A 22,004-nucleotide genomic window follows, 5' to 3' on the forward strand; every position below is an offset into this window, starting at 1 on the left:
TGATTAGCACCAAGATGCCGCAGAACATGTTCTGCATGCCCAATTATGCAGCATATTCACGACATCCATTAACTTCAAAAAAACTCAACAACAAATTAACATTATGATTTTTAAAAACAAATAATCAACTGGCAAACTACCTGCATGACGCTTACCAGTGGTGGTAGGCGTGGACCAGGCCCAATGGGGTACGAGTGCGTCGAGCCTGACCTTCAACGATGAAGGCATGTTCTCGTCAATTGCTGGCGCGACACGCTAATTTCCTGCGTTTTGCGTAGCGCTCAACTCGTTTTATGACCCGTGAGGCCATCCCATGGACATACGCAATAAAGCAAACCGCATTCGGTTATTTAACTTTTCCACCCCTCAAATGCGCGCTTTCCATTTTTCGTGGTTTGCGTTTCATATCTGCTTCTTCGGCTGGTTTGGCATCGCCCCTCTAATGGCGATTGTTCGTGAAGACCTTTCGCTTACCCAAACACAAATCGGTAATACGATTATCGCGTCGGTGGCTATCACGGTAATTGTGCGCCTTGCGATTGGCGTGCTATGCGACCGCATTGGTCCGCGTAAAACCTATACCGGCTTACTGTTATTAGGCGCCCTCCCCGTAATGGGCATTGGCTTAGCGGATAGCGTTGAAACCTTTCTACTGGCGCGTTTAGCCATTGGCGCTATTGGCGCCTCCTTCGTGATTACTCAATACCATACCTCTATGATGTTTGCCCCCAATGTAGTCGGCACCGCCAACGCTACCAGCGCCGGGTGGGGTAACCTGGGTGGGGGTACGACACAAATCCTAATGCCACTGATTTTCTCAGGCATGCTGATGCTAGGTGTTAACGAAGCCTTTGGCTGGCGGCTGGCAATGATGGTACCTGGCGTGGTTATGTTCTTTACCGGTATTGGTTACTGGCTTTTCACCCAAGACGCGCCTAACGGAAATTTCAGCGAGCTGCGCGCCCGGGGTGAGTTGCCTGAAGCAAACGGCGAAAATGGTGCCAAGCAGAGCTTTCTAGCCGCCGCTAAGGATATTCGCGTTTGGGCATTGTTCGTTGTATATGGTCTCTGCTTTGGGGTGGAACTGACGATCAACAATATTGCAGCCATCTACTTTTTTGATAAGTTTGATCTTACCCTGGCCACGGCAGGCCTCATCGCGGGCTTATTTGGCCTAATGAATATTTTTGCGCGCACCCTGGGCGGCGTCTTCTCGGATCTTTTCGCCAAGCAGGGCGGCTTAAAAGGACGTGTGCGCTGGCTTTTCATTGCCTTGATTTGCGAGGGCATCGCCTTGGTAGCGTTTTCGCAAATGCATGTGCTCAGCCTCGCGATTGGCATCATGTTGGTGTTCAGCCTGTTTGTGCAGATGGCAGAAGGCGCCACGTTTGGGGTCGTCCCGTTCATCAATAAAAAAGCGCTGGGCGCTGTCGCCGGTATTGTAGGCGCTGGAGGCAATGTGGGCGCCGTCGGCGCGGCATTTCTATTCCGCAGCGAAAGCCTGAGCTACCAGCAGGGCTTGTTCTATCTAGGGCTAACGGTGCTTGTGTTGGCATCCTGTGTTCTGCTGGTTCGCTTTAGCGATGCCACCGAAGCCGTGGAGGCTAAAGCCTACCATGATGCGATTGGTGACGATGTTGGGGCGGGCGCACTTTCATTACGTTAAGCTTACGACTAGGCGCTCCCATGTAGCTGATTAGCCAAAGGGAGTGCTTACTTTTGGGCGGCGAGTTATTGAGGAAATATGTATGTCTTCAGCGCAGCAACTGCTCTTAACCGCCATCCGTTGCGATATCGACAACCTTACGCATCTTGCCACTGCCGCCGATATTGTCGGTGATATCAGCCACTTTATTCATATGCTCCAGCGTGAACGGGGCGCATCGACGATCTATCTGGTGTCTCACGGCCAACGCTTCAAAACCCGCCGAGACACCTACCGGCAGCATAGCCAACAGGCCGAAACGTTAATGCGCCAAAGGCTGGAAGCACTCAGCCAAGAGGCTCGGCCCCAGGCAGCCGCTCGCTTACTACGTCGTATTGCCGCCGTTTGGTATGCCCTCGACGAGCTTGGCGGGCTTCGCCAAGCCATCGATACCTTTGCAATCACACCCGATGCAGCGACCCAGGCGTTTAACCAGCTGACCAGTGGATTGCTGGCGATTGTATTTGAGGCCGCAGACACCTCTATCGATCCCGATATTACCCGCACGTTAGTGGCGATTTTCCACTTAATGCAAGGCAAAGAACTGGCTGGCCAGGAGCGCGCCTGTGGCGCATTTGGCTTTACCCACGGCCACTTCGATGAACCCCACCGCGCCCTGCTCAACCAACTGATGACGGATCAGCAGCGCTGCTTTGACACTTTTGTGGAGTTTGCTACCTCGGAGGCGCAACTGTCATGGCAAAAAGAACTTTCACCGCGCACACTCGCAGGCATTTGCCACCTGCGCGACATCGCCTGCCAGCGTCCTTCTGCAGCGCAATCGCCACCCAGAGAAACGCCTGATACGCTGGGTGAAACTTGGTACGAACTGACGACGCTGCGTATCGACTCGATAAAAACGGTTGAGGAGGCGCTTATCACACAGTTGAGTGCGCTTTGCCATCACAAAATCAACCAGGCAGAGGACGCTTTAAAAAAAGCCCAGGCGGAGCCCTGCCGCCCTACGCCCGCTCCCTGCGAGCAACTACTGGCGTTGAACGGTGCGCCACTCGGCGATCTGACCGCCAACGCACTCACCTCGCCGTTAGGTCGCTCACTTATTGAACTCACCCAAGCCCAGGCCAGCCGTTTACAAGGGCTTAGCGATGAGCTGGAAAACACCCGCAAGGCGCTGCGTGAACGTAAACTGATTGAGCGCGCCAAGGGGCTTATCATGGCCCACCAAGATATGAGCGAAGAGGAGGCCTATCGTTTCTTGCGTAAAACCTCAATGGACCAAAGCAAAAGCATGGCGGATATGGCCCAGGCGATTCTCGATCTCTCTTCAATGTTAAAACGCAAAGAGGAGACACATTCCCGCTAGCGGAAATCAGCAAAGCGTTACTAAGCTGGTTAGGCGTATGTTTGCAGGATGCCAACACCTTAGCCATGCTAAAGGCCTACCTCAATAAACGAGCAAGGAGTGCTATCTATGCATCATGGCGTGCTATTGATTACCGGCGCATCCAGCGGAATCGGTGCAGCTACCGCCCGAGCTGCCTCACGAGAAGGTTATAAATTGGTTTTGGCTGCCCGTTCGAAAGATAAACTCAACGCGTTAGCTCAAGAACTCGGCCCCGAAAACGTACTGGCTTGTGAGCTGGATGTCGCCAATTTTGAGCAGCAGCAGGCCATGGTAGAACATGCGCTTGAGACCTTTGGTCGCCTGGATGCTATCTTTGCCAACGCTGGACGCGGCGGCTCCCCCGGCGGTTTTAGTAGCGCCGACCACGACGCATGGCGTGAGATGATCCTTACTAATATTTACGGTGTCGGCCTTACTATTCAGGCCTGTTTGCCCGCCCTTAAACGCAGTAAAGGTCATGTCTTATTGACGGGATCAGCGGCAGGCCGCACGACCATCCCAGGCTCGATGTATAGCGCTACCAAGTGGGCAGTGACTGGCATTGGCTATAATCTTCGTGAAGAGCTACGCGGCACGGGCATGCGCGTGACGCTTATCGAACCAGGGATGGTCGACACTCCCTTTTTTGATGAACCGCCGGAGTATGCGTTAGAAGATCGCGATATCGCTAATGCAGTGGTGTATGCGCTTTCACAGCCTGCCCATGTGGATATCAATGAAATTCTTATTCGCCCAACCCCACCGCTTGAGTAAGCGGTAAGCGCCATGCGGACCAGCACTTGCAACGTTCCCACCTGTGTAACCTACACCTTGTAATTCATCTACGCTGGCCGCATAACGTGATATTACCAAGCGCGCTAAGTAATTAATGATGCTACGCGCCCACGAATTAACTTGCAGGTGAACCATGAGCCAACTCGCTTCCACGGCGCTTTCAGTCCTTGATCTGGCCCCTATCCGCCAGGGTGGTAGCGCCGCTGACACTTTTCGCGACAGCGTTTCACTGGCGCAGTTAACAGAGCAGCTAGGTTATACCCGTTACTGGCTAGCCGAGCACCATAATATTGCGGGTATTGCCAGCGCCGCAACCGCCGTACTCATCGGCCATATTGCCGGCCAAACAACCACACTCCGCGTGGGCAGTGGCGGCATTATGCTGCCTAATCATCCGCCACTGGTGATCGCCGAGCAGTTCGGCACCCTGGAAACGCTCTACCCTGGCCGTATCGATTTGGGCTTGGGTCGTGCGCCCGGCTCAGACGGCGCCACCATGCAGGCTATGCGTCGCAACGCTCATGCCGGGGTAGATGATTTCCCACAGCTACTTAATGAGTTGCGCAGCTACTTAGCCGATGAAACTCCTCATCAGCGTGTGAAAGCAGTGCCTGGCCAAGGTACTCATGTGCCTATTTGGTTGCTGGGCTCCAGTGGCTACAGCGCGCAGTTGGCAGCCAAGTTAGGCTTGCCCTTTGCGTTTGCTGCCCAGTTTGCGCCCGGTTATTTGTTTGAAGCACTCCGTTTATACCGCGATAATTTCCGTCCCTCAGAACATCTGGATAAGCCCTATGCCATGGTTGGCCTGCCAGTGATGGCTGCAGAAAGTGATGCAATGGCGCATTACTTAGCCACCACCGCACAACAGAAGTTTCTAAACCTTATTCGAGGTAAGCCGACTCAGTCTCAACCACCCGTTGAACAACTGGACTGGTCGCCGGTCGAGCAGGCTCAAGTCAGTCAGTTTTTGGGCGCTGCGATTATCGGCGGACCGGATACGGTTAAAGCAGGACTCGAGGAGTTCCAAGCACAAACCGGCGCCGATGAGCTAATGATAAACAGTGATTTTTATAATCACGCTGATCGGCTGCGCAGCTACGAGATTGTGGCTGAAGTCGCTCGCTAGGACGCAATGAGACGCTCAAGAGCCGCTTTGAAGTTGTTCACAAGTATCGCTGGGAATTTATGACCACACTAACCTTTACTCCGATGTCAGACGACGACTTCGCCAGTTTTTGGCCCACGTTCCAAGCCATTGTCGCGGCACAAGAAACCTATGCGATTGATCCGGCTATCAGCTTCGAAGCCGCCCGGAAGCTATGGTGTGTAACACCTAATGCAAGCTTCACGGCCAAGGATGAAAGTGGCCAATTGCTGGGGGCTTATTACTTAAAAGCCAATGCAGCAGGCCCAGGCAACCATATATGTAATTGTGGTTATATGGTATCTCCGGCCGCGCGCGGAAGAGGAGTAGCACGCGCTATGTGCGAGCACTCTCAACAGCAAGCTAGAGAATTAGGATTTACGGCCATGCAGTACAACGCCGTGGTGGCGACGAATGAAATTGCGGTTGCGCTATGGCTAAAGCTGGGCTTTAGCATTGTGGGTACCGTCCCTAATGCCTACCGCCACGCTCGTCTTGGCCTTGTTGATGTCCATGTAATGTACAAGTCGCTTAATGAAATCTAATCACGTTGCCTTCCCCTCGTTTAAACACTGGCCAACTAAGGAGTTTTAGCGTTGTATAAACGTCGAGCAGCTTCACAGTTTTAAAACAAAGCCCGAGCATCTTGGAATGCTCACTCATGAGATCAGCAGGGGCTTGCTCAACTCGTTATTCACTCTTCTTCACTACCCACTACAAAACAGCGCTGAAGTTGCTGTTCAGCGGTGACGCTGCCCATCGCTGTTAACTTGGCAATATTGCGCTCGGGAATAGCGTCGGTATCACCGTAAAACTCGATTGCCTTTTCGACACTCTCTTCACGCAACAGATGAACCATGGCGTAGGGAGAACGGTTGGTATAGTTGGACGCATCATCCGGCTCAGCCCCGTCAAAACAGTAGTCGGGATGAAAGGTAGCTAGCTGATAGATCCCTTCATAACCCTGATCAACCAAAATACTTTCGGCTAGCTCAACAAAGTCTAGATAATGGTCAAAGCTTTTAAACAGCGTTGGAAATACCAATAGCGTCGTTTCAGTGTCGGGATGCTCATCCAGCCACTGCACTTCAACCATCAGTTCTTCCAGCGCCACTTCGATTTTTTTAGAGCGTACCACTTCCACACGAATCGTTTCACGCGCCAACTCCCGCTGCGCAAACGGGCAAATATCATGCGCCACAATGAAAGTGCGCACCCAGTTCAGCGTTTGCGCAATTACTTGGTTATCCGCGTGCATAGCACCCTCTTTACTTATTAGGTCGGCAATACCCGACACACTGTGCTAGGCAGTTTATCAACTGTTAATAACGAACTACACGTGCTCTTGGTAGCGCTTCAGGGCAACTTCATAAGATTTATGAATATGATCGTCCATTAACTCACGTGCCGCCTGAGCATTCCGCTGTAGGGCCAACTCCACGAGTTGATGATGCTGCTCGTCCAGCTCTTGACGAATCGTCGGCATTTTTGGCCCCAGACGACGATAACGATCGAACTGGTCATGCAATTGCTCAATAAAGCGTAACAGCCAAACTGAACCACACGGCGCCACTAAGGTGCGGTGAAATTGGGTATGCAAATGTTCCCATTCCTCCCCTTTGTCTAAGGTGATATCGGCCCGCTTCAGACGGTGCGCTGCAGCTAATAAATCAGCCTCCCAGAGCGAGTCACCATGAGCAATTGCCCGCTCAAGCGCCATCCCCTCCATTTCCACACGCATCTGGGCAATATCATCCAATTCATCCCGGGATAGCTTCGGCACACGAAAACCGCGTTGGCTTTCTTGAACCAATAGTCCATAAGCCGCCAATTTATTAAGCGCTTCCCGTAATGGACTCAAACCGACTTGGTAGTGCTCTTTAAGCGAATTAATAGCGAGCTTCTCGCCGGCGACAAAGCGCCCCCCGACCAAGTCCTTGCGTAAATGATCAAACACACGACTCGATGCCGTACCAGTTGACCCGGCTGGCGTTGCTGTCTTAGGTACAGAACTACTCATGACCATGTCCTTTTTTCATCTCAATTTTTACTATCCATTCTATTTGTCAGTGTTGACGTCGGACCAGGCACTACCTATATTCTATTTTAGACAAAATAATCGATTTTTTAACCTACAAACGATAAATAAGGTCTAGGCATGCTTCTGATTTCCGCATTGGCTTGGTGGGATACGCGTCCATGAAAATACGGGGCGTCTCCTGGCAACTGTTTTGGGCTTTTTTCCGTGTAGGCATCTTTGGTTTTGGTGGCGGCCCCGCCATGATTCCCTTAGTGCATGCAGAAGTTGTCACCCGCCATCACTGGCTAACCGATGAAGAGTTCGCCGATGTACTGGCAATTGGCAATACATTACCTGGCCCGATTGCCACGAAAATGCCAGGCTACATTGGCTACCGCGTTGGGGGAGTAACGGGTTGTATCGCCGCGGTTATTGCCATCATCTTCCCAATGATAGTGGCGATGATTGTCATGTTAGGCATTTTTAGCCGATACCGCGATATCGCGTGGATTCGCGGCATGGGCCAAGCGGTAGTGCCTGTGGTGATGGTAATGATGGCACAACTCACCTGGGACTTTTTTGATAAATCCAAGGCCGCGCTTGGCTGGTGGGTCAGTATTGCCATGGCCGTTATCGCCGCTGGCCTCATTTACTGGCTCGGCATCCACCCAGGGTGGGTCATCGGCGCCATTCTCGTTGCCGCCCTGCTACGCCCTTCAGGCACGAAACCGACGGGTGCTAAGAAAGCGGAGGGTAACGTGTGATTTATTGGGAACTCTTCTTAGCTTTTTTCATTCCGAACATTATCGGTTATGGCGGTGGACCCGCCATTATTCCGCTGATTGAAGCCGAAGTCGTTGGTCGATATGACTGGATGACCGCACAGACATTTGCAGAAACGCTTGCGTTAGGCAACGCCCTTCCAAGCCCTATCGCGACCAAGATGGCGGGCTATGTGGGCTATGAAGTCGCTGGCATTGGCGGCGCTTTCATCGCTGTGGCCGCTACGGTTATCCCCACGTTGCTTTTGATGCTGGGCGCGTTAGGACTGCTATACCGCCATCGCGATTCCCCCCGGGTTAAGCGCATGAGCCAATGGGTTCGTCCGGTCATTGCCATGATGATGGCTTGGTTAACCTTGGGCTTTTTGCTCGAGAGCCTTAACTCAAGCGGGGCTATTCACACCCTGATTATTGGGTTAATAGCTGCCATTGCATTGATTCGCTTCAAAACGCATCCCGCGTTTGTGGTCATGGGAGCCCTGGCTTATGGAGGACTCTTTCTCGGTTGATACACACTTGCAGAAGCTCTTGTAAGACAACAAAAACCCGATAACGGGACCACGCGCTCACCACGCCGCTGCAGTTAGGGCGGCATCCCACAACACCAACTCAATCAATAAAGGTGTATAAGAATGACGCGTTCAACATTGACTCTAAGTACTACGCTAAAAACTACCCTCGCCGCCATCGGACTTGCGTCTGGTTTGGCAATGACGACGACCGCTCAAGCTGACTATCCCGAACAGGATATCCGTTTGATTATCCCCTACGGCCCGGGCGGCGCAACGGACATCCTGTTCCGGCTGATTTCCCAGGAGGCCGAGAAGACGCTGGGAGAATCTATCGTGCCCGTCAACATGGCGGGTGCAGGCGCAACACTAGGTTCACGTAATGTGAAGGATGCCGACCCCGATGGCTACACGCTGCTTGGCAGCCACGACACCATTGCGCTGTCAAAGCTAGCAGGCACCGTCGACTACTCCTTTGATGCCTTCGAACCTATCGCGCTGCTCACCCAAACCATCAACATTCCCACTACGCATTCCAATCACGCGGTACAGAGCGCAGATGAAATCGCTGACTACGTAAGCGAGAACCCAGGCCAAGTACGCTTCAGTATGATCCCGAGCTCCACGGACCACTTCTTCTGGGCACAGTTCTTCCAGGAAGCGGGGATTGATATGGCCGATGTGCGCTTGGTCGGCTACCCCGACACCGGCGAGCAGGTATCAGCCTTGATGGCTGAAGAAGTCGATTTCGCTATGTTCAACTTGCCTTCTGGCGGTGCCTTCTATGAAGACGGCACTTTCCGAGCCCTCGGTATTGCCCATCCTGAGCGCCTCGACAGCATGCCGGATGTCGCCACCTTACGTGAGCAAGGCATTGAGATGGATCACTCCACCAGCCGTGGCATTTTTGCGCCTAAAGGCACACCACAAGAAGTCCTCGATACTATCGCTAATGCTTACGAACAGGCCCTGGAAAACGAAGAAGTACAGAGCCGTATCGAAAACGAGTTTGGCTCGGTAGTGAGATTTCTAGCAGGCGATGACTATCGAGCGTTCTTGGATGAAAACGAAGCGGCGCTAAGTGCGGCTGCCGAAAACATCGATTTCCAGAACTGAGGACGCATCCCCTAGCCCTCGTATGCACGCGGGCTAGGGTCGCCGGAGACATCGCTAATGCTAACGCTAACGAAAGACCGCGCTTTGGCGCTGGCGCTGCTTTTGATTGTGGCTGTCATGTGGGTGGAATCAGGCAGTATTGCCCCGCCTACCAGTTGGCAACCTTACGGGTCAGCGCTGTTCCCACGCATTTTATTGGTGGTGATTGGCATTTTTTCATTGCTGATTTTGGTGCGCTCGCTGCTGGTAAAAGTGCCGGAGCGACCAGGCGCAAAACAGCTCATTGGTGAGTGGTTTCAAAGCCGACGCACCATACTCGCGCTGTTTTTACTCTTTGGGCTGTATGCAGCGCTACTGCCTGTGGTGGGCTATATCGCCGCGACCATTGGCTTTCTTGTTACCTCGCTCGCGCTGCTGATGGGGTTTGACTCGGGACGCAAATGGCTGATCAACCTAACGCTGAGCTGCTCTTTGGCGATCATCATCTTTGTGGTTTTCCGCTATGGCCTGAATGTTTGGCTGCCTTAACCTGGAGTAAATAATGACGAATTTTTTCCTCCAAGCGCTCGCTGAGGTCGGCACACCATCGGTATTGGGCTTGATCGTTATTGGCGTTTTGTTTGGGATTATTGGCGGCAGTATCCCTGGCTTTACCGTCACCATGGCCATTCTGGTGGTCTTCCCTTTCACCTTTGCTATGGACCCGGTGAGTGGTGTCTCATTGATGGTCGGTGTTTTCGTGGGAGGGTACTCAGGCGGGATAGTATCGGGCGTTATGTTAGGGATACCCGGCACACCCTCTTCAATCACCACCGTTTATGACGGCTACCCAATGGCACAGAAAGGTGAGCCTGGTCGCGCACTGGGCATTGGCGTCGCCTCATCGTTTCTGGGCACCATTATCAGCGTCGCAGTACTGGTTTTTTTCGGCCCTTTGATCGCCAATTTCAGCATGAACTTCCGCCCCTGGGAGATCACCGCGCTGATTGTTTTCGCCTTGACACTGGTGGCAGGTCTTTCCAGTGGCGCTCTGCTCAAAGGCTTAATGGCAGCGGCGCTCGGACTTTTAATTACGACCGTGGGTTATGACCGCAACAGCAATCTTCGCTTTGATTTTGGCTTACCTGCTATGGGCTCTGGGTTTGAAATCCTTCCCGTGATGATCGGTATATTTGCTTTCTCTCAACTGCTCGGAAACATTGAAAAACTCAAAGATGAGAAAAGCGAAACCAAAAAAATCGATACTAATGTGACGATTCCCTACGGCCAAATCATCAAAGATATGGCAGGGCAAAAGCTTAACACGCTGCGCTCTTCATTAATTGGCAGCTTAGTGGGCGCGCTGCCCGGAACGGGCGGCACCGTGGCAAATTTCTTGAGTTACGATCAAGCGAAGAAATTCTCTCGTCGCCCGGAAGAGTTTGGTACTGGCACCCCGAGCGGTATCGTGGCTTCTGAAGCCTCTAATAGCGCAGTGGCGGGTGGCGCGTTCGTGCCCACGCTGGCACTAGGGATACCGGGCGATCTGCCTATGGCGATCATGATGGGCGTGCTGATTTTGCACGGTATAACGCCGGGGCCGATGATGTTTGAGCAAAATCCGCTACTTGTAGGTGCCATTTACGCCAGCCTGCTGATCGGCGCGGTAGTCATGGTGCTTTGTAACCTGCTGCTGGTGCGCTGGTTCGCCAAAATATCGCTGATTCCTCAACAGATACTCGTGCCCGTCGTGCTCATGCTATGTGCCATTGGCGCTTATGCCCTGAATAACAACCTGTTCGATATTTGGGTGCTGTTCATCTTCGGGATTATCGGCTATCTGCTTTGGAAAGCTGAAGTACCGCTAACGCCACTGATACTCGGCGTAGTGCTCGGCGACAACCTTGAGCGCCAGCTATTCCGAGCCCTTGAGCTTAATGAAAGCTGGCTGACGTTTTTAACTCGACCACTCTCTGCGCTTTTTCTGGCACTCGCCGTCGCTTCGATACTGTTTTCGCTCTATCAGGATCGCAAGATCCAGCGTTTAAGAACTGCAGCTCAGCGAGAAAATGTATAGCTCATCAATAGCTTATATCAAAAACACCGCTCATAAGGATTCTGGCATGCAACACGATGCTCTTTATTACCCCAGCGCCTCACGCCGCATGGCAACGTTTGGTAAGCGTGGCATGGTCGCCACTTCGCAGCCGTTAGCGGCGCAGGTGGGTATCCGTATTTTGCAACTAGGGGGAAATGCGATTGACGCCGCGATTGCTACCGCGGCTGCGTTAACGGTGGTCGAACCTACCTCGAATGGGATCGGCAGCGACGCTTTTGCGATTGTCTGGGTCGACGGCAAACTTCATGGCCTCAATGCCAGCGGCCCAGCACCACAAGCAGCGACCATTGAAGCTCTAAAAGCGCTCGGCCATGAGGCGATGCCCAACCACGGCATGTTGCCTGTCACCGTGCCCGGCGCCCCCGCTGCCTGGGCGGCACTTTCCGAGCGCTTTGGCAAATTGCCGTTCGCCGAATTGCTGGCCCCGGCGATTGCGCTAGCCGATGAAGGTTTCCCCGTCTCTCCCGTTATTCATCAAATGTGGAAGGAGGCCTTCACTACTTATTCGGCCTATAGCGAGGCTTCCTTCAAGCCCTGGTTTGATACGTTCGCCCCCGGAGGCCGAGTACCGGAAGCTGGTGAACTATGGCGCTCGCAAGGCCATGCTAAAAGCCTAAAAGCGATTGCCAACACACACGCCAAGGCCTTTTATGAAGGCGAATTGGCCGAGGCTATCGACGCTTTTTCCCGCGAGCATGGCGGTCTGTTGCGCAAAGAAGACTTACAAGCGTACCACCCAGAATGGGTCGACCCGATTAGTGTGCGCTACAAAGGCCATGATATTTGGGAAATCCCCCCCAACGGTAGTGGCATGATTGTACTGCAAGCGCTGGGTATGCTTGAACGGTTGGGCGAACAAGGGTGTAACGCGGTTGAAACCCTGCACCGTCGTATTGAAGCCACCAAACTGGCTTACGTTGATGGCTTTGCGCACGTTACCGATCTTGAGGCCATGCGCCCCACTATTGAGCAGATGCTGGATGACGATTACTTAACATCACGTGCCGCCCTGATCGGTGAACAAGCGGTTGATCCGGCACACGGTAATCCCATCCAGGGCGGTACCGTTTATCTCGCCACGGCTGACAGCGATGGCAATATGGTGTCGCTGATTCAGAGCAACTTTAAAGGCTTTGGCTCGGGCATGGTGGTGCCCGGCACCGGTATCAGCCTGCAAAACCGTGGTTGGTCCTTCTCCCTCGACCCGCAGCATCCCAATGCGCTTGCTCCCGGCAAACGCACCTACCACACCATTATCCCGGGCTTCATCACCAAAGATAACCAAGCCGTTGGGCCCTTTGGCGTGATGGGTGGCTACATGCAGCCCCAAGGGCATGTGCAGGTGGTAACGGCCATGCTTGAGGATCAATTGAACCCTCAAGCGGCGCTCGATATGCCACGCTGGAAGTGGACCAAAGGCAAAACCATCGAAGTCGAAGCCAATTTCCCCAATCACTTAGCGCTGGCGCTGGCCCGCCGCGGGCATGACATCGTCAAGGTCGCCGACTCCATCAGCTTTGGCCGTGGCCAGATCATTCTACGTGCCCCTAAAACCGGCGTACTGCAAGGCGGTACTGAGCCGCGTACCGATGGGGCAGTCCTTCCTTGGTAACTTGCTGCCCTGGTAAGCCACGACGCCGATAAGCTGCAATTCATCCACTCCTCTCCGCCGCGTTGCCGTTGAAGGCAACCGGCGGTTGAGCTGGCTATCCACGTTCAACCACCGCATCATGGCACTTCTTTTTGTGAGACCTCTGCCAAGTTACCTATGCCCCCACCCGCTTCTGAAACCTCCTCGTCGCCGTTAAGCGGCTTCTTTGGTGTCTTCCGTTATAGCCGCCGAGCGCTTGGCCTAGTGTGGGAAACCTCCCGCTGGATGATGCTTGGGTTAGCGCTCTGCACCCTGGTTGCTGGGGTACTCCCTGCAGTGGCGGCTTGGGTTGGCCAGCTGATTGTGGATGGCGTGGTGAACGCCATGGAGACTTACCAAGCGGCTTCAGATCCCAATCTGCTTGTGTCTATTACACCGGTACTGCAGTTGGTGGGCATAGAAGCCTTAATCATTGCGTTAATCGCCCTGGCCCAGCGTGGCCTTTCGGCCCAGCAATCGTTACTGCGAGCCCTGTTAGGGCAAAAGGTCAATGTGATGATACTGGAGAAGGCAGGCACACTATCACTCAGTCAGTTTGAAGACTCCGAGCTATACGACCAGCTCACACGTGCACGGCGCGAAGCCTCCACGCGCCCGCTGGCGCTGGTGAATAAAACGTTTGGTCTGCTGCAAAACGCTATCTCACTGGGCAGCTTTAGCGTGCTTCTGGTGCAGTTTTCCCCTTGGGCACTGATGATTCTTGTGGTGGGTGCCTTACCGGTATTTATATCGGAAGCTAAATTCTCAGGGGATGCTTTTCGTCTGTTTCGTTGGCGTTCGCCACAAACTCGCATGCAGATCTATCTAGAGACAGTACTCGCTAGAGAGGACAGCATTAAAGAGGTCAAGCTGTTTGGTCTTGAAGGGCTGTTTCTCAAGCGTTACCGCGATATTTTTACCCAGCTGTTTGCCGAAGATCGCCGCCTCACACTGCGTCGTGAAAGCTGGGGATTTCTGCTGGGTTTGCTCGGCACCCTCACGTTTTATTTAGCCTATAGTTGGGTCGTAATTGAAACGATCGCCGGGACACTGACACTCGGCCAAATGACGATGTATTTAATGGTTTTCAAGCAGGGTCAGGCCGCGCTCTCCGCCAGTCTTACCGCTATTAGCGGGATGTACGAAGACAACTTGTACCTCTCCAACCTTTATGAGTATCTTGAGCAACCCGTAGAAGCCGAGACAGGCACTCTGACCCAGGGCGCACTGCCTGGCGACGGGCTGCGCTTTGAGCACGTCAGTTTCTCTTATCCTGGCGGCGCTGATGTTCTGCATGATATTTCCCTGCATCTCTCCCCTGGCCAGAGCCTAGCGTTAGTCGGAGAGAATGGTTCAGGCAAGACTACCCTGATCAAACTATTGACCCGGCTCTACCACCCCACTTGTGGCCGGATTATATTAGACGGCAGCGACTTACGTGACTGGAGCACTCAAGCCTTACGTGAGCGTACGGGAGTCATTTTTCAGGACTTCGTGCGCTACCAGCTGCAGGTCGGTGAAAATCTGGGCGTTGGCGATACCCACGCCTTTAACGATGAGCAGCGTTGGCAGCAAGCGGCGCGTCACGGCATGGCGGATGACTTTATTTCGCGCATGGCTAGTGGCTATCAAACCCAGCTTGGCCGTTGGTTTAAAAATGGCCAGGAGCTTTCCGGCGGACAGTGGCAAAAAATTGCCCTCTCCCGTGCCTATATGCGCGAAAACGCCGATATCATTGTGCTGGATGAGCCCACCGCAGCAATGGATGCCGCAGCAGAAGCAGATGTCTTCGCCCGTTTCCGCGAACATAGCTATAACAAAATGGCCATTTTGATCTCCCACCGTTTCTCAACAGTGCGCAGCGCTGATCTCATTCTTGTTATTGATCAAGGACATATTATCGAGCGCGGCACCCATGATGAGCTGCTTGCTGAGAATGGCCGTTATGCGAAGCTATTTCAACTGCAAGCAGCAGGTTATAAATAAACACTTAAACATAAACAATTCTTATTAAAATTATGATTAAATCGTTACACCGCTAATTAAAACCTGGAACGTGAACAAAGGTGACAAGTGCCATAAAGCCATCGACCCTGCTAATACTTTAACGGTAATGTGCACTCATTACTTTCCACTACAGGATTGGCACCTATGAACCGCCTCCAACAGATAAAAGTTAAATATGCTCTTGCTTTCATTAGTGTTGCATTAGCGCTATTAATCATAGTCGTTGCAGACGCACTGCTCGTTAACATGGTAAAAAAACGTTTAGATACGTTTATTACTAACTATATTCCGGCTATTTCAGCCACATTGAACGGTGACCGTGATCTTTACCAAGCCCGGGTTGCAGAAATCGAGTATTTGTTATCTGGCCCCAACAGCGAGCGCGCATCGGCACTTATCGCCGAGTTTGAAGAAAATGCCCAACAGGCTTATGACCGTATGGGTATCTATGCCGAGTTAATGCAGAACTACCCAGAACTTACCACTCAACTAGCTGGTTTTGAAACACTCTACAATGACTGGAAGCAAGAAGCAGAGCGAGTTTTTGAGCTCCATCAAAACGGCGAGACTGCTGAAGCATTAAGCATGCTATCTGGCTCTTCATTAGACCGCTTTAATGCCCTGCGAGATATCTACGATATTTCAGGAATAAATATCGAAACCGCTACTTATCAAGCAGAAGCAGCGGTTGCAGATAGGATTCAACTGCAACAAACCACTACTATCATTATCTCTCTTATTGTTTTTGTGATTGCAATACTCATTGCTTTATTAGGCCCGTTAATGATGTCTCGAGCCATTCGTCAGATTACCGGGCGTATTAAAGAGATTACCGAAGGCGATGGCGATTTAACCGCTCGTATCGAGAGTAGTCGCCGCGATGAGATTGGTGACCTCGCCCAACAGTTTAACGCCTTTATTAAGCGCATTGACGATACGCTGCAGTCGGTTAGCAGCAGTACCGTTAGCCTTCAGCATGCTTCCACTGAAATTGCCAAAGGCAGCCAAGAGCTTGCGGCACGCACTGAACAAGCCGCGGCCAACCTGCAGCAAACCTCTGCCTCCATGGAGGAAATCGCCGCGGTGGTCAACAACGCCTCAGATTCTGCTCAGCAAGCTGATCAATTGGCGCTTTCAACCCGCGACCTGGCTCAGCAGGGCTTACACTCCATGCAAAGTGTTGAGCAGACCATGGATACCATTAACGACTCTTCGTCTGAAATCAGCAGCATCGTTAGCATGATTGAGAGTATCGCTTTTCAAACCAATATATTAGCGCTGAATGCGTCCGTTGAGGCTGCACGAGCAGGCGAGCATGGTCGTGGCTTTGCAGTGGTAGCCCAAGAAGTACGTATATTAGCCAGTCGTTCAAGCGATGCGTCAAAGGGTATTGCCACCCTCATCAATACGTCGTTAAGCCGAACAAAATCGGGTGTCGAGCAGGTGAAGAAAACCGGCGCTACGATGCAAGAGATGGTAAAAAGCATTGAGCGTGTGGCTGACGTTATTGCTGAAATCAGCGCAGGTGCCAAAGAGCAGAGTGTCGGCATAGGTCAGGTGAATGACGCCGTGAACGAACTGGATAGCATGACACAGCACAATGCGTCCATGGTGGAGGAGTCTAGTGCTGCTGCTGCGGAGCTAAGAGAGCAGGCCGACCGACTGAGCGTACTAGTGGGCGCCTTCAAACTTAGCAATACACAGCATGATCCACTTGCATCGAACAAAGTAGCACTTCCCTCAGGCCGCAGACCGTCACCTAGTGCCGCTACACCGCGCCGTTTAGCAGGTGCACAGCAACCCGAGTGGGAGTCGTTCTAAGCAACTCCGTTAGCCCTCTCCTCTTCCTTGGGTTTCCAGGCCCAGGGAAGATTAACTACTTGTTTATGAGTGTTGTCTTACTCACTGCCGCACAGATGATAACGAATAACTAATAGTATGGGTCATCAGGGAACTTCTATGCTGTCGAATGCCTTAATTATTGATGATAATCTTGATGTTCAACTGCTGGTCAAAATGCTGCTTCGCCAACACGGCTACAATGTGCAGACGGCAAGTAGTTTTGGGGAGCTGGCGCGCCAACCCAGCCTACTCAGCACCGAGTTGATCTTACTGGATCTTGGGCTGGGGGACTTCACCGGCCTGGATATACTCGACTATTTGTATGATTTACGGTTAAACGCTTCGATACTGCTAATCAGCAGTTACGCTAAAGAGACCGCAGCTGATGTGATTGCAATCGGCGAAGCCAAAGGCTTACGTATGACTGGCTTTATACCAAAAACCAGTCTGCTTACCGATCTTAAAACTTTCCTTGAGACTTTGAAAAAGACCCCGAAAGCTCCCACCCAAGAGGAACTGGCAAGCGCTATACGTAGTAAGCATTTTTTTTTAATGTACCAGCCTAAACAAGATCTTAAGCAGTGCCAGGTCATCGGGGTTGAAGCGCTGGTGCGTTGGCAAGACCCTGAACGTGGTGTACTTTCTCCTGATAGTTTTATTCCTCTGGCAGAGCAGAGCGGTCTAATGGTTCCGCTCACTTGGCTCGTTCTTGAGCTAGCGCTAGCACAGCAGGCTGAATGGCAAGCGCGTGGGTGGTGCCTAAACGTAGCGATTAATATATCGGCAGCCTTTATCCAAGCAGAGGGCATGCTGGAAGCGTTTGATCGACTTACCCAACAACATGGTGCTTTGCTTTCCAATATCACGCTGGAACTCACCGAATCTGTCGGCGTTGAGTGTTTAGGCTACGCTTGCCATGTATTAAAAGCATTGCAGCAGCGTGGCTGCCAACTGTCATTAGATGATTTTGGCACTGGCTATTCGTCTTTAATCCAACTCCATCGGCTACCGTTTAATGAACTCAAAATTGACAGGAGTTTTGTCTCAAGCATCGACCAGGACAAAGATGCTCTTGCCATAACAGCGTCTATCATCGACTTAGGCAAGCGCCTGGGGCTTAAGATTGTCGCCGAAGGGATCGAAACAATGGCGCAGCACACCCTTTTGGTTGAAGCGGGTTGTGCCGTAGGGCAAGGATACTATTTTGCTCGCCCGTTAAAAGCCTCCGATTTCGATGCTTGGTTTAGTAAATACTTACCTACCGCACCGACATCTCAGCAACAGAGCATGCTTTCTTGCTGCAGGGCCTTCTGACTAGCAACCCTTAGCACCACTAACCGCTCTAAATGGAAGGCCAGTTCGCTTAACGATGCGACTGGCGCCCTGAGCTCTAGCTGGCTAGCTTGCTCAGCAATCGCAACACAGCCTAACGAGGAAGCGGCTCCCTTAAGTGAGTGTGCTTCTTGGCACAAGGCTTCGCGATCCTGGCACTGTAAGTAGGCGTTAAGCCGGGCGTAACGATCGTCAAACCGAGTTAAAAAAGTCGTCATCAATGCATCCAATGCGCTCGGTTCGAAGGTCTCTTTCAATTCTTCACAGATACACTCATCAAGCAGCTGAACTGCCTCTTCTTTTTCGACCAATAGCTTGAGAGTACCAGCCGTCTGTGGATGAGCGAGGTTAGTCGTGCTTTCTAAGGTTTCATCAGCCGATAGCTCATCAGGAGATAGATAGCGACCGATCACTTGATATAGCTCATCACGAGTAAAGGGTTTGTGAATCATATCGTCCATGCCACTCTGCATGCAGCGCTCACGATGTTCAGTCATCACATTGGCGGTCATCGCGATAATAGGCAGACGGGGCAACTCATGGAGTACTTCAAAAGTGCGCCAGCGTTGGGTGGTCTCGGTGCCATCAAGCTTAGGCATCTGCATATCCATTAACACCAAGTCGAACCTACCCTGGTTGGCTGTCAGTTGGTCGAGCGCCTCCTGGCCATTCTCTGCAACTGTCACCTGTTGGCCAAGGCGTTCAAGCATCACCTGCGCCACCGTTTGGTTCAGCGGGTTATCTTCTACCACCAAGATATGGTGATGGGAGGGTATTGCTGGCGGGTGTTCGCCGCTTTGATAAATGGCCAAAGGTTCGGTTTCCGGCAGGCTGACGGTGAACCAAAATCGGCTGCCGAGCCCCTGCTGGCTGTTAACACCTATCTCGCCCTGCATGGCATCGACCAACCGCTTACAGATTGCGAGCCCAAGCCCTGTTCCTTCATGGCGACGCGCCATTGAGGTATCCACTTGCGAGAACGCCGAGAAGAGCTGCGCTTTGTCCGCTTCCGCGACACCACAGCCAGTATCGTGCACCTCCACTAAAATATTATCGTCCCCAAGAGGTTTTACTTGGCACTTAACGAAGCCCTCTTCCGTGAACTTCAGGGCATTATTGATTAAGTTCATCATGACTTGGCGTAGCCGCGCGATGTCTCCCAGCACATAGCGGGGCAGTGCCGGGTCGATAGCGCAACTAAAGGTGACCTTCGCCTTTGGTTCGCGGAGGGTGTAGCTTTCACAGAGCTGGTCGATGCATTGGTGGAGATCAAATGGCTGGATATCCAGGTCGAGGCGTCCCGACTCAATTTTGGTGTAATCGAGAATATCGTTGATCACCGCGCGTAGGCTCTCTGCACTGCGCTTAAGCGCCGCTAGATAAGTCTTCGCACTTGTTGTTTTAACCTCCTCGCTTAACAAATCCGCCATACCTACGACGCCATTTAACGGGGTTCTAATTTCATGGCTCATCACCGCCATGAACTCAGATTTTGCCAGGCTCGCTTTCTCTGCTTGCTTGGCGGCCTCGTTCAGCTCTTTACCCTTTGCTTCTAATGCCTGTGCCTTTTGATCACTTGAACGGCTTTCCAGAATCAGCGCGCGAACCAGCATGCCACCTGAAAACATTAACAGGACAATAAGCAACAGCACCAATCCGTAGAGACGCGTCAATGCGCGGTGTTCTTCACTATGTAGACGGGAAACATGGGCGTTGGTTTTGATCAAAATGTTACCGGTGAGCTGCTGTAGCTCAGCCGTTTGCTGCAGGAGGGTAGCCGTTAACTCGCTATTTAACTGGGAAGGGCTGTCCCATAACGTTTCGAGTAGGGTATCCATCTCTAAAATGCGGATTTGAGTTTGTTGAATGACCGCCTCAATATCCTCAAGTTTCACGACGATTTTTCCTATTTCACCTTGAAAAAAAAGTGACTGCCGGCTGAAGAGAATTTCAAAACGCAGCAACACGTCATCAACCGTAGCGTTCCCTGCACTCGTTTCGAATAGCGAGAGGCGCAATTCGCGCACCTCTCGATCAAACTGATACCCGGCCCATAACAAGTTTTCGAGCAGGCGATTCTCCAGCGCATGCTGACGGTTATAAATAACCCCACCGGTGGTTAGCGCTGAAAGAAAAAAAAGGATCGCTGAGAATGTAGCGACCCTGGTGCTGCGGGAAAAATAGAACTTCAATAAGGCCAGCATGGCAATTGTCCGATTATTTTATTCGACGGCGATGCGCGCCACCTGCCACACAGAGCGCGAAAATATCTCTTCATCTAGCAGCTCGGGGTGCTGGTCAAAAGGGTAAATGACAAACAGCGGCCCCTGATCACGAATTCGCAGCGCTTTACCGTTTGCCTGCATGGCAAGAATGACATCGTAATTCTCAAAATCACTGATGGGCACTGTCGCGGAGTACTCATTCAACGCTATCACACGAATATCCTCCCCCTCAGCATCGACGGCTTCCAGAATAACTCGCACCAAGGGGCCAGAGAAGCCAATCACGCCGTCGTGCCAGGGCGTATGGGTAATCGTTTCGTGCTGCCCTAAGCTTTCTAACATCGCTTTATCAAAATGGGCTTCGTCACCCACATTAGTCTGCCCCACCTTTCCACTCACTACCAATATCACCGGGCCTTCAGGCGCTTCCAAGGCAATAGCCTGGGATGACACCAAGGCAATACCCATCGCTACGATGCCCTTCCTGAATTTAAGAACCAAAGAACGACGCATTGGGCTGCACCTCGGTATAAGCGATTAATAGTGCGATGAGTATATATCGGCCATCTGCGGATAAACTGTGAACCTTTGTGTCAACGCATCATCATCAACTAAACTTAACGTATGAGCTTACCGCTTCTACGGGTGTGACGTTTGTAAGACGATAATACGGGAAACCAGCATGCATATTGGCGTACTTGAAGATGACCTCGACCAGCAGGCTTTTATTGAGCAGTGTCTACTTACGGCAGAACACCAAGTTTTGCTGTTTAGTCGCTCCAGCGAGCTTCGCCGCGCGACGCAGCAGCACACCTTTGACCTGCTTATTATCGATTGGCGCCTCCCCGACAGCGACGGTATGGATGTCGTTGCCCACCTGCGCCAACACGACAATTGGCGCGGCCCAATCCTATTTATTACCGCCAGCCAAGGCGAAGACGACGTCGTTAAAGCACTCGAACAGGGCGCAGACGATTTTCTCGCTAAGCCCCTTCGCCCCAGTGAGCTCATTGCCAGGGTAAGCGCACTAGGTAGACGGTCCGGGTATGCCACACCGCGCCCAGCATCGACTTGCCCCGAGACCTTTACACTGCATACCGAAGAGCACTATATCAGCGTCGCGGGCAACGCCATTGATTTAACCGAGCGAGAGTATCGGCTAGCCACCCTCTTCTTCTCAAAAATTGGTGAGCTAATTACCCGTGCCCACTTACTAGAGCTGGTGTGGGGTATTAAAGGGGATGTTTCGACGCGTACCGTTGACACCCACGTTAGCCGCCTACGCCGCAAGCTGGAACTGGATGGCCGTCATGGCCTGCGTCTACGCAGCGTTTACCAATCGGGGTATCGCATGGAGACCTGCCAAACTTCCCACCTACGACAAGTCGCCGAATAGGTTGACGCTCATATAAGCATTGGTTAAAAGATAAGAGCTGCCTTGAAAAGGTAGTTTT

General features: G+C 52.2%; 19 protein-coding genes. 15 read left to right on the forward strand and 4 right to left on the reverse strand.

Going from position 1 to position 22,004, the window contains the following annotated elements:
• Window positions 1–313 precede the first annotated feature (313 nt).
• The 5 genes from ACUVOF_RS01820 to ACUVOF_RS01840 all read left to right on the forward strand — a co-directional run bounded on the left by ACUVOF_RS01820 (window position 314) and on the right by ACUVOF_RS01840 (window position 5,534).
• Entirely contained in the window at window positions 314–1,666 is a 1,353-nt protein-coding gene (locus ACUVOF_RS01820; protein WP_447042737.1) for an MFS transporter, read from the forward strand.
• An 82-nt stretch (window positions 1,667–1,748) separates the two neighbouring features.
• Window positions 1,749–3,029 (forward strand): nitrate- and nitrite sensing domain-containing protein, encoded by a 1,281-nt coding sequence (locus ACUVOF_RS01825; protein WP_447042738.1) that lies wholly within the window; start codon window positions 1,749–1,751, stop codon window positions 3,027–3,029.
• A 108-nt stretch (window positions 3,030–3,137) separates the two neighbouring features.
• The gene (locus tag ACUVOF_RS01830) at window positions 3,138–3,824 is read left to right on the forward strand and encodes an SDR family oxidoreductase (RefSeq protein ID WP_447042739.1); all 687 of its coding nucleotides are present in this window, start codon (window positions 3,138–3,140) and stop codon (window positions 3,822–3,824) included.
• A gap of 154 nt (window positions 3,825–3,978) precedes the next feature.
• Window positions 3,979–4,971 (forward strand): LLM class flavin-dependent oxidoreductase, encoded by a 993-nt coding sequence (locus ACUVOF_RS01835; RefSeq protein ID WP_447042740.1) that lies wholly within the window; start codon window positions 3,979–3,981, stop codon window positions 4,969–4,971.
• A gap of 59 nt (window positions 4,972–5,030) precedes the next feature.
• Window positions 5,031–5,534, forward strand: a complete 504-nt coding sequence (locus ACUVOF_RS01840) for an N-acetyltransferase family protein (RefSeq protein ID WP_447042741.1) — start codon at window positions 5,031–5,033, stop codon at window positions 5,532–5,534.
• Between the two features lie 149 nt (window positions 5,535–5,683).
• On the opposite strand, the gene ACUVOF_RS01845 is transcribed toward ACUVOF_RS01840, so the two are convergent.
• Window positions 5,684–6,247, reverse strand: a complete 564-nt coding sequence (locus tag ACUVOF_RS01845) for a DUF1415 domain-containing protein (protein ID WP_447042742.1) — start codon at window positions 6,245–6,247, stop codon at window positions 5,684–5,686.
• A 75-nt stretch (window positions 6,248–6,322) separates the two neighbouring features.
• A complete protein-coding gene (locus tag ACUVOF_RS01850) occupies window positions 6,323–7,009 on the reverse strand; it encodes a GntR family transcriptional regulator (RefSeq protein ID WP_447042743.1) in 687 nt (228 codons plus the stop codon).
• A gap of 179 nt (window positions 7,010–7,188) precedes the next feature.
• Here ACUVOF_RS01850 and ACUVOF_RS01855 point away from each other — a divergent pair, with 179 nt between their 5' ends.
• The 9 genes from ACUVOF_RS01855 to ACUVOF_RS01895 all read left to right on the forward strand — a co-directional run bounded on the left by ACUVOF_RS01855 (window position 7,189) and on the right by ACUVOF_RS01895 (window position 18,307).
• Entirely contained in the window at window positions 7,189–7,773 is a 585-nt protein-coding gene (locus ACUVOF_RS01855; RefSeq protein WP_447042744.1) for a chromate transporter, read from the forward strand.
• Complete coding sequence (locus ACUVOF_RS01860; protein ID WP_447042745.1) at window positions 7,770–8,300, forward strand: chromate transporter; 531 nt, start codon at window positions 7,770–7,772, stop codon at window positions 8,298–8,300. Before ACUVOF_RS01855 ends, ACUVOF_RS01860 begins: the two co-directional genes overlap by 4 nt.
• A 123-nt stretch (window positions 8,301–8,423) precedes the next feature.
• On the forward strand, window positions 8,424–9,416 hold the full coding sequence (locus ACUVOF_RS01865; RefSeq protein ID WP_447042746.1) for a Bug family tripartite tricarboxylate transporter substrate binding protein: 993 nt from the start codon (window positions 8,424–8,426) through the stop codon (window positions 9,414–9,416).
• A gap of 57 nt (window positions 9,417–9,473) precedes the next feature.
• Window positions 9,474–9,944: a tripartite tricarboxylate transporter TctB family protein gene (locus ACUVOF_RS01870; protein WP_447042747.1), complete on the forward strand. Its 471-nt coding sequence runs from the start codon at window positions 9,474–9,476 to the stop codon at window positions 9,942–9,944.
• 13 nt (window positions 9,945–9,957) lie between these two features.
• The gene (locus ACUVOF_RS01875; RefSeq protein ID WP_447042748.1) at window positions 9,958–11,472 is read left to right on the forward strand and encodes a tripartite tricarboxylate transporter permease; all 1,515 of its coding nucleotides are present in this window, start codon (window positions 9,958–9,960) and stop codon (window positions 11,470–11,472) included.
• Window positions 11,473–11,518: 46 nt separating this feature from the next.
• Window positions 11,519–13,126, forward strand: a complete 1,608-nt coding sequence (locus ACUVOF_RS01880) for a gamma-glutamyltransferase family protein (protein ID WP_447042749.1) — start codon at window positions 11,519–11,521, stop codon at window positions 13,124–13,126.
• 156 nt (window positions 13,127–13,282) lie between these two features.
• Window positions 13,283–15,130, forward strand: coding sequence for an ABC transporter ATP-binding protein (locus tag ACUVOF_RS01885; protein ID WP_447042750.1), 1,848 nt, complete (start codon window positions 13,283–13,285; stop codon window positions 15,128–15,130).
• 165 nt (window positions 15,131–15,295) lie between these two features.
• Window positions 15,296–16,972 carry a methyl-accepting chemotaxis protein gene (locus ACUVOF_RS01890; protein WP_447042751.1) on the forward strand — a complete coding sequence of 559 codons (1,677 nt, stop codon included), beginning with the start codon at window positions 15,296–15,298 and terminating at the stop codon, window positions 16,970–16,972.
• 138 nt (window positions 16,973–17,110) lie between these two features.
• Window positions 17,111–18,307 carry an EAL domain-containing protein gene (locus ACUVOF_RS01895; protein WP_447042752.1) on the forward strand — a complete coding sequence of 399 codons (1,197 nt, stop codon included), beginning with the start codon at window positions 17,111–17,113 and terminating at the stop codon, window positions 18,305–18,307.
• Here the strand turns inward: ACUVOF_RS01895 and ACUVOF_RS01900 are convergent.
• The gene (locus tag ACUVOF_RS01900) at window positions 18,268–20,529 is read right to left on the reverse strand and encodes a response regulator (protein WP_447042753.1); all 2,262 of its coding nucleotides are present in this window, start codon (window positions 20,527–20,529) and stop codon (window positions 18,268–18,270) included. The two genes, ACUVOF_RS01895 and ACUVOF_RS01900, sit on opposite strands and share 40 nt — an antisense overlap.
• A gap of 18 nt (window positions 20,530–20,547) precedes the next feature.
• Complete coding sequence (locus tag ACUVOF_RS01905) at window positions 20,548–21,063, reverse strand: oxidoreductase (RefSeq protein ID WP_447042754.1); 516 nt, start codon at window positions 21,061–21,063, stop codon at window positions 20,548–20,550.
• Between the two features lie 169 nt (window positions 21,064–21,232).
• On the opposite strand from ACUVOF_RS01905, the gene ACUVOF_RS01910 reads away from it, so the two are divergent.
• Entirely contained in the window at window positions 21,233–21,946 is a 714-nt protein-coding gene (locus ACUVOF_RS01910) for a response regulator transcription factor (protein ID WP_447042755.1), read from the forward strand.
• Window positions 21,947–22,004: the final 58 nt, after the last annotated feature.

The sequence above is a fragment of the Vreelandella sp. H-I2 genome, from assembly GCF_052959335.1.

Coding starts and splice junctions, on each gene's coding strand:
- ACUVOF_RS01875 (WP_447042748.1), top strand. CDS start 9,958: ATGACGAATTTTTTCCTCCAAGCGCTCGCTGAGGTCGGCACACCATCG.
- ACUVOF_RS01855 (WP_447042744.1), top strand. CDS start 7,189: ATGAAAATACGGGGCGTCTCCTGGCAACTGTTTTGGGCTTTTTTCCGT.
- ACUVOF_RS01850 (WP_447042743.1), bottom strand. CDS start 7,009: ATGAGTAGTTCTGTACCTAAGACAGCAACGCCAGCCGGGTCAACTGGT.
- ACUVOF_RS01820 (WP_447042737.1), top strand. CDS start 314: ATGGACATACGCAATAAAGCAAACCGCATTCGGTTATTTAACTTTTCC.
- ACUVOF_RS01890 (WP_447042751.1), top strand. CDS start 15,296: ATGAACCGCCTCCAACAGATAAAAGTTAAATATGCTCTTGCTTTCATT.
- ACUVOF_RS01845 (WP_447042742.1), bottom strand. CDS start 6,247: ATGCACGCGGATAACCAAGTAATTGCGCAAACGCTGAACTGGGTGCGC.
- ACUVOF_RS01870 (WP_447042747.1), top strand. CDS start 9,474: ATGCTAACGCTAACGAAAGACCGCGCTTTGGCGCTGGCGCTGCTTTTG.
- ACUVOF_RS01830 (WP_447042739.1), top strand. CDS start 3,138: ATGCATCATGGCGTGCTATTGATTACCGGCGCATCCAGCGGAATCGGT.
- ACUVOF_RS01910 (WP_447042755.1), top strand. CDS start 21,233: ATGCATATTGGCGTACTTGAAGATGACCTCGACCAGCAGGCTTTTATT.
- ACUVOF_RS01840 (WP_447042741.1), top strand. CDS start 5,031: ATGACCACACTAACCTTTACTCCGATGTCAGACGACGACTTCGCCAGT.
- ACUVOF_RS01865 (WP_447042746.1), top strand. CDS start 8,424: ATGACGCGTTCAACATTGACTCTAAGTACTACGCTAAAAACTACCCTC.
- ACUVOF_RS01880 (WP_447042749.1), top strand. CDS start 11,519: ATGCAACACGATGCTCTTTATTACCCCAGCGCCTCACGCCGCATGGCA.
- ACUVOF_RS01885 (WP_447042750.1), top strand. CDS start 13,283: ATGCCCCCACCCGCTTCTGAAACCTCCTCGTCGCCGTTAAGCGGCTTC.
- ACUVOF_RS01835 (WP_447042740.1), top strand. CDS start 3,979: ATGAGCCAACTCGCTTCCACGGCGCTTTCAGTCCTTGATCTGGCCCCT.
- ACUVOF_RS01905 (WP_447042754.1), bottom strand. CDS start 21,063: ATGCGTCGTTCTTTGGTTCTTAAATTCAGGAAGGGCATCGTAGCGATG.
- ACUVOF_RS01825 (WP_447042738.1), top strand. CDS start 1,749: ATGTCTTCAGCGCAGCAACTGCTCTTAACCGCCATCCGTTGCGATATC.
- ACUVOF_RS01900 (WP_447042753.1), bottom strand. CDS start 20,529: ATGCTGGCCTTATTGAAGTTCTATTTTTCCCGCAGCACCAGGGTCGCT.
- ACUVOF_RS01895 (WP_447042752.1), top strand. CDS start 17,111: ATGCTGTCGAATGCCTTAATTATTGATGATAATCTTGATGTTCAACTG.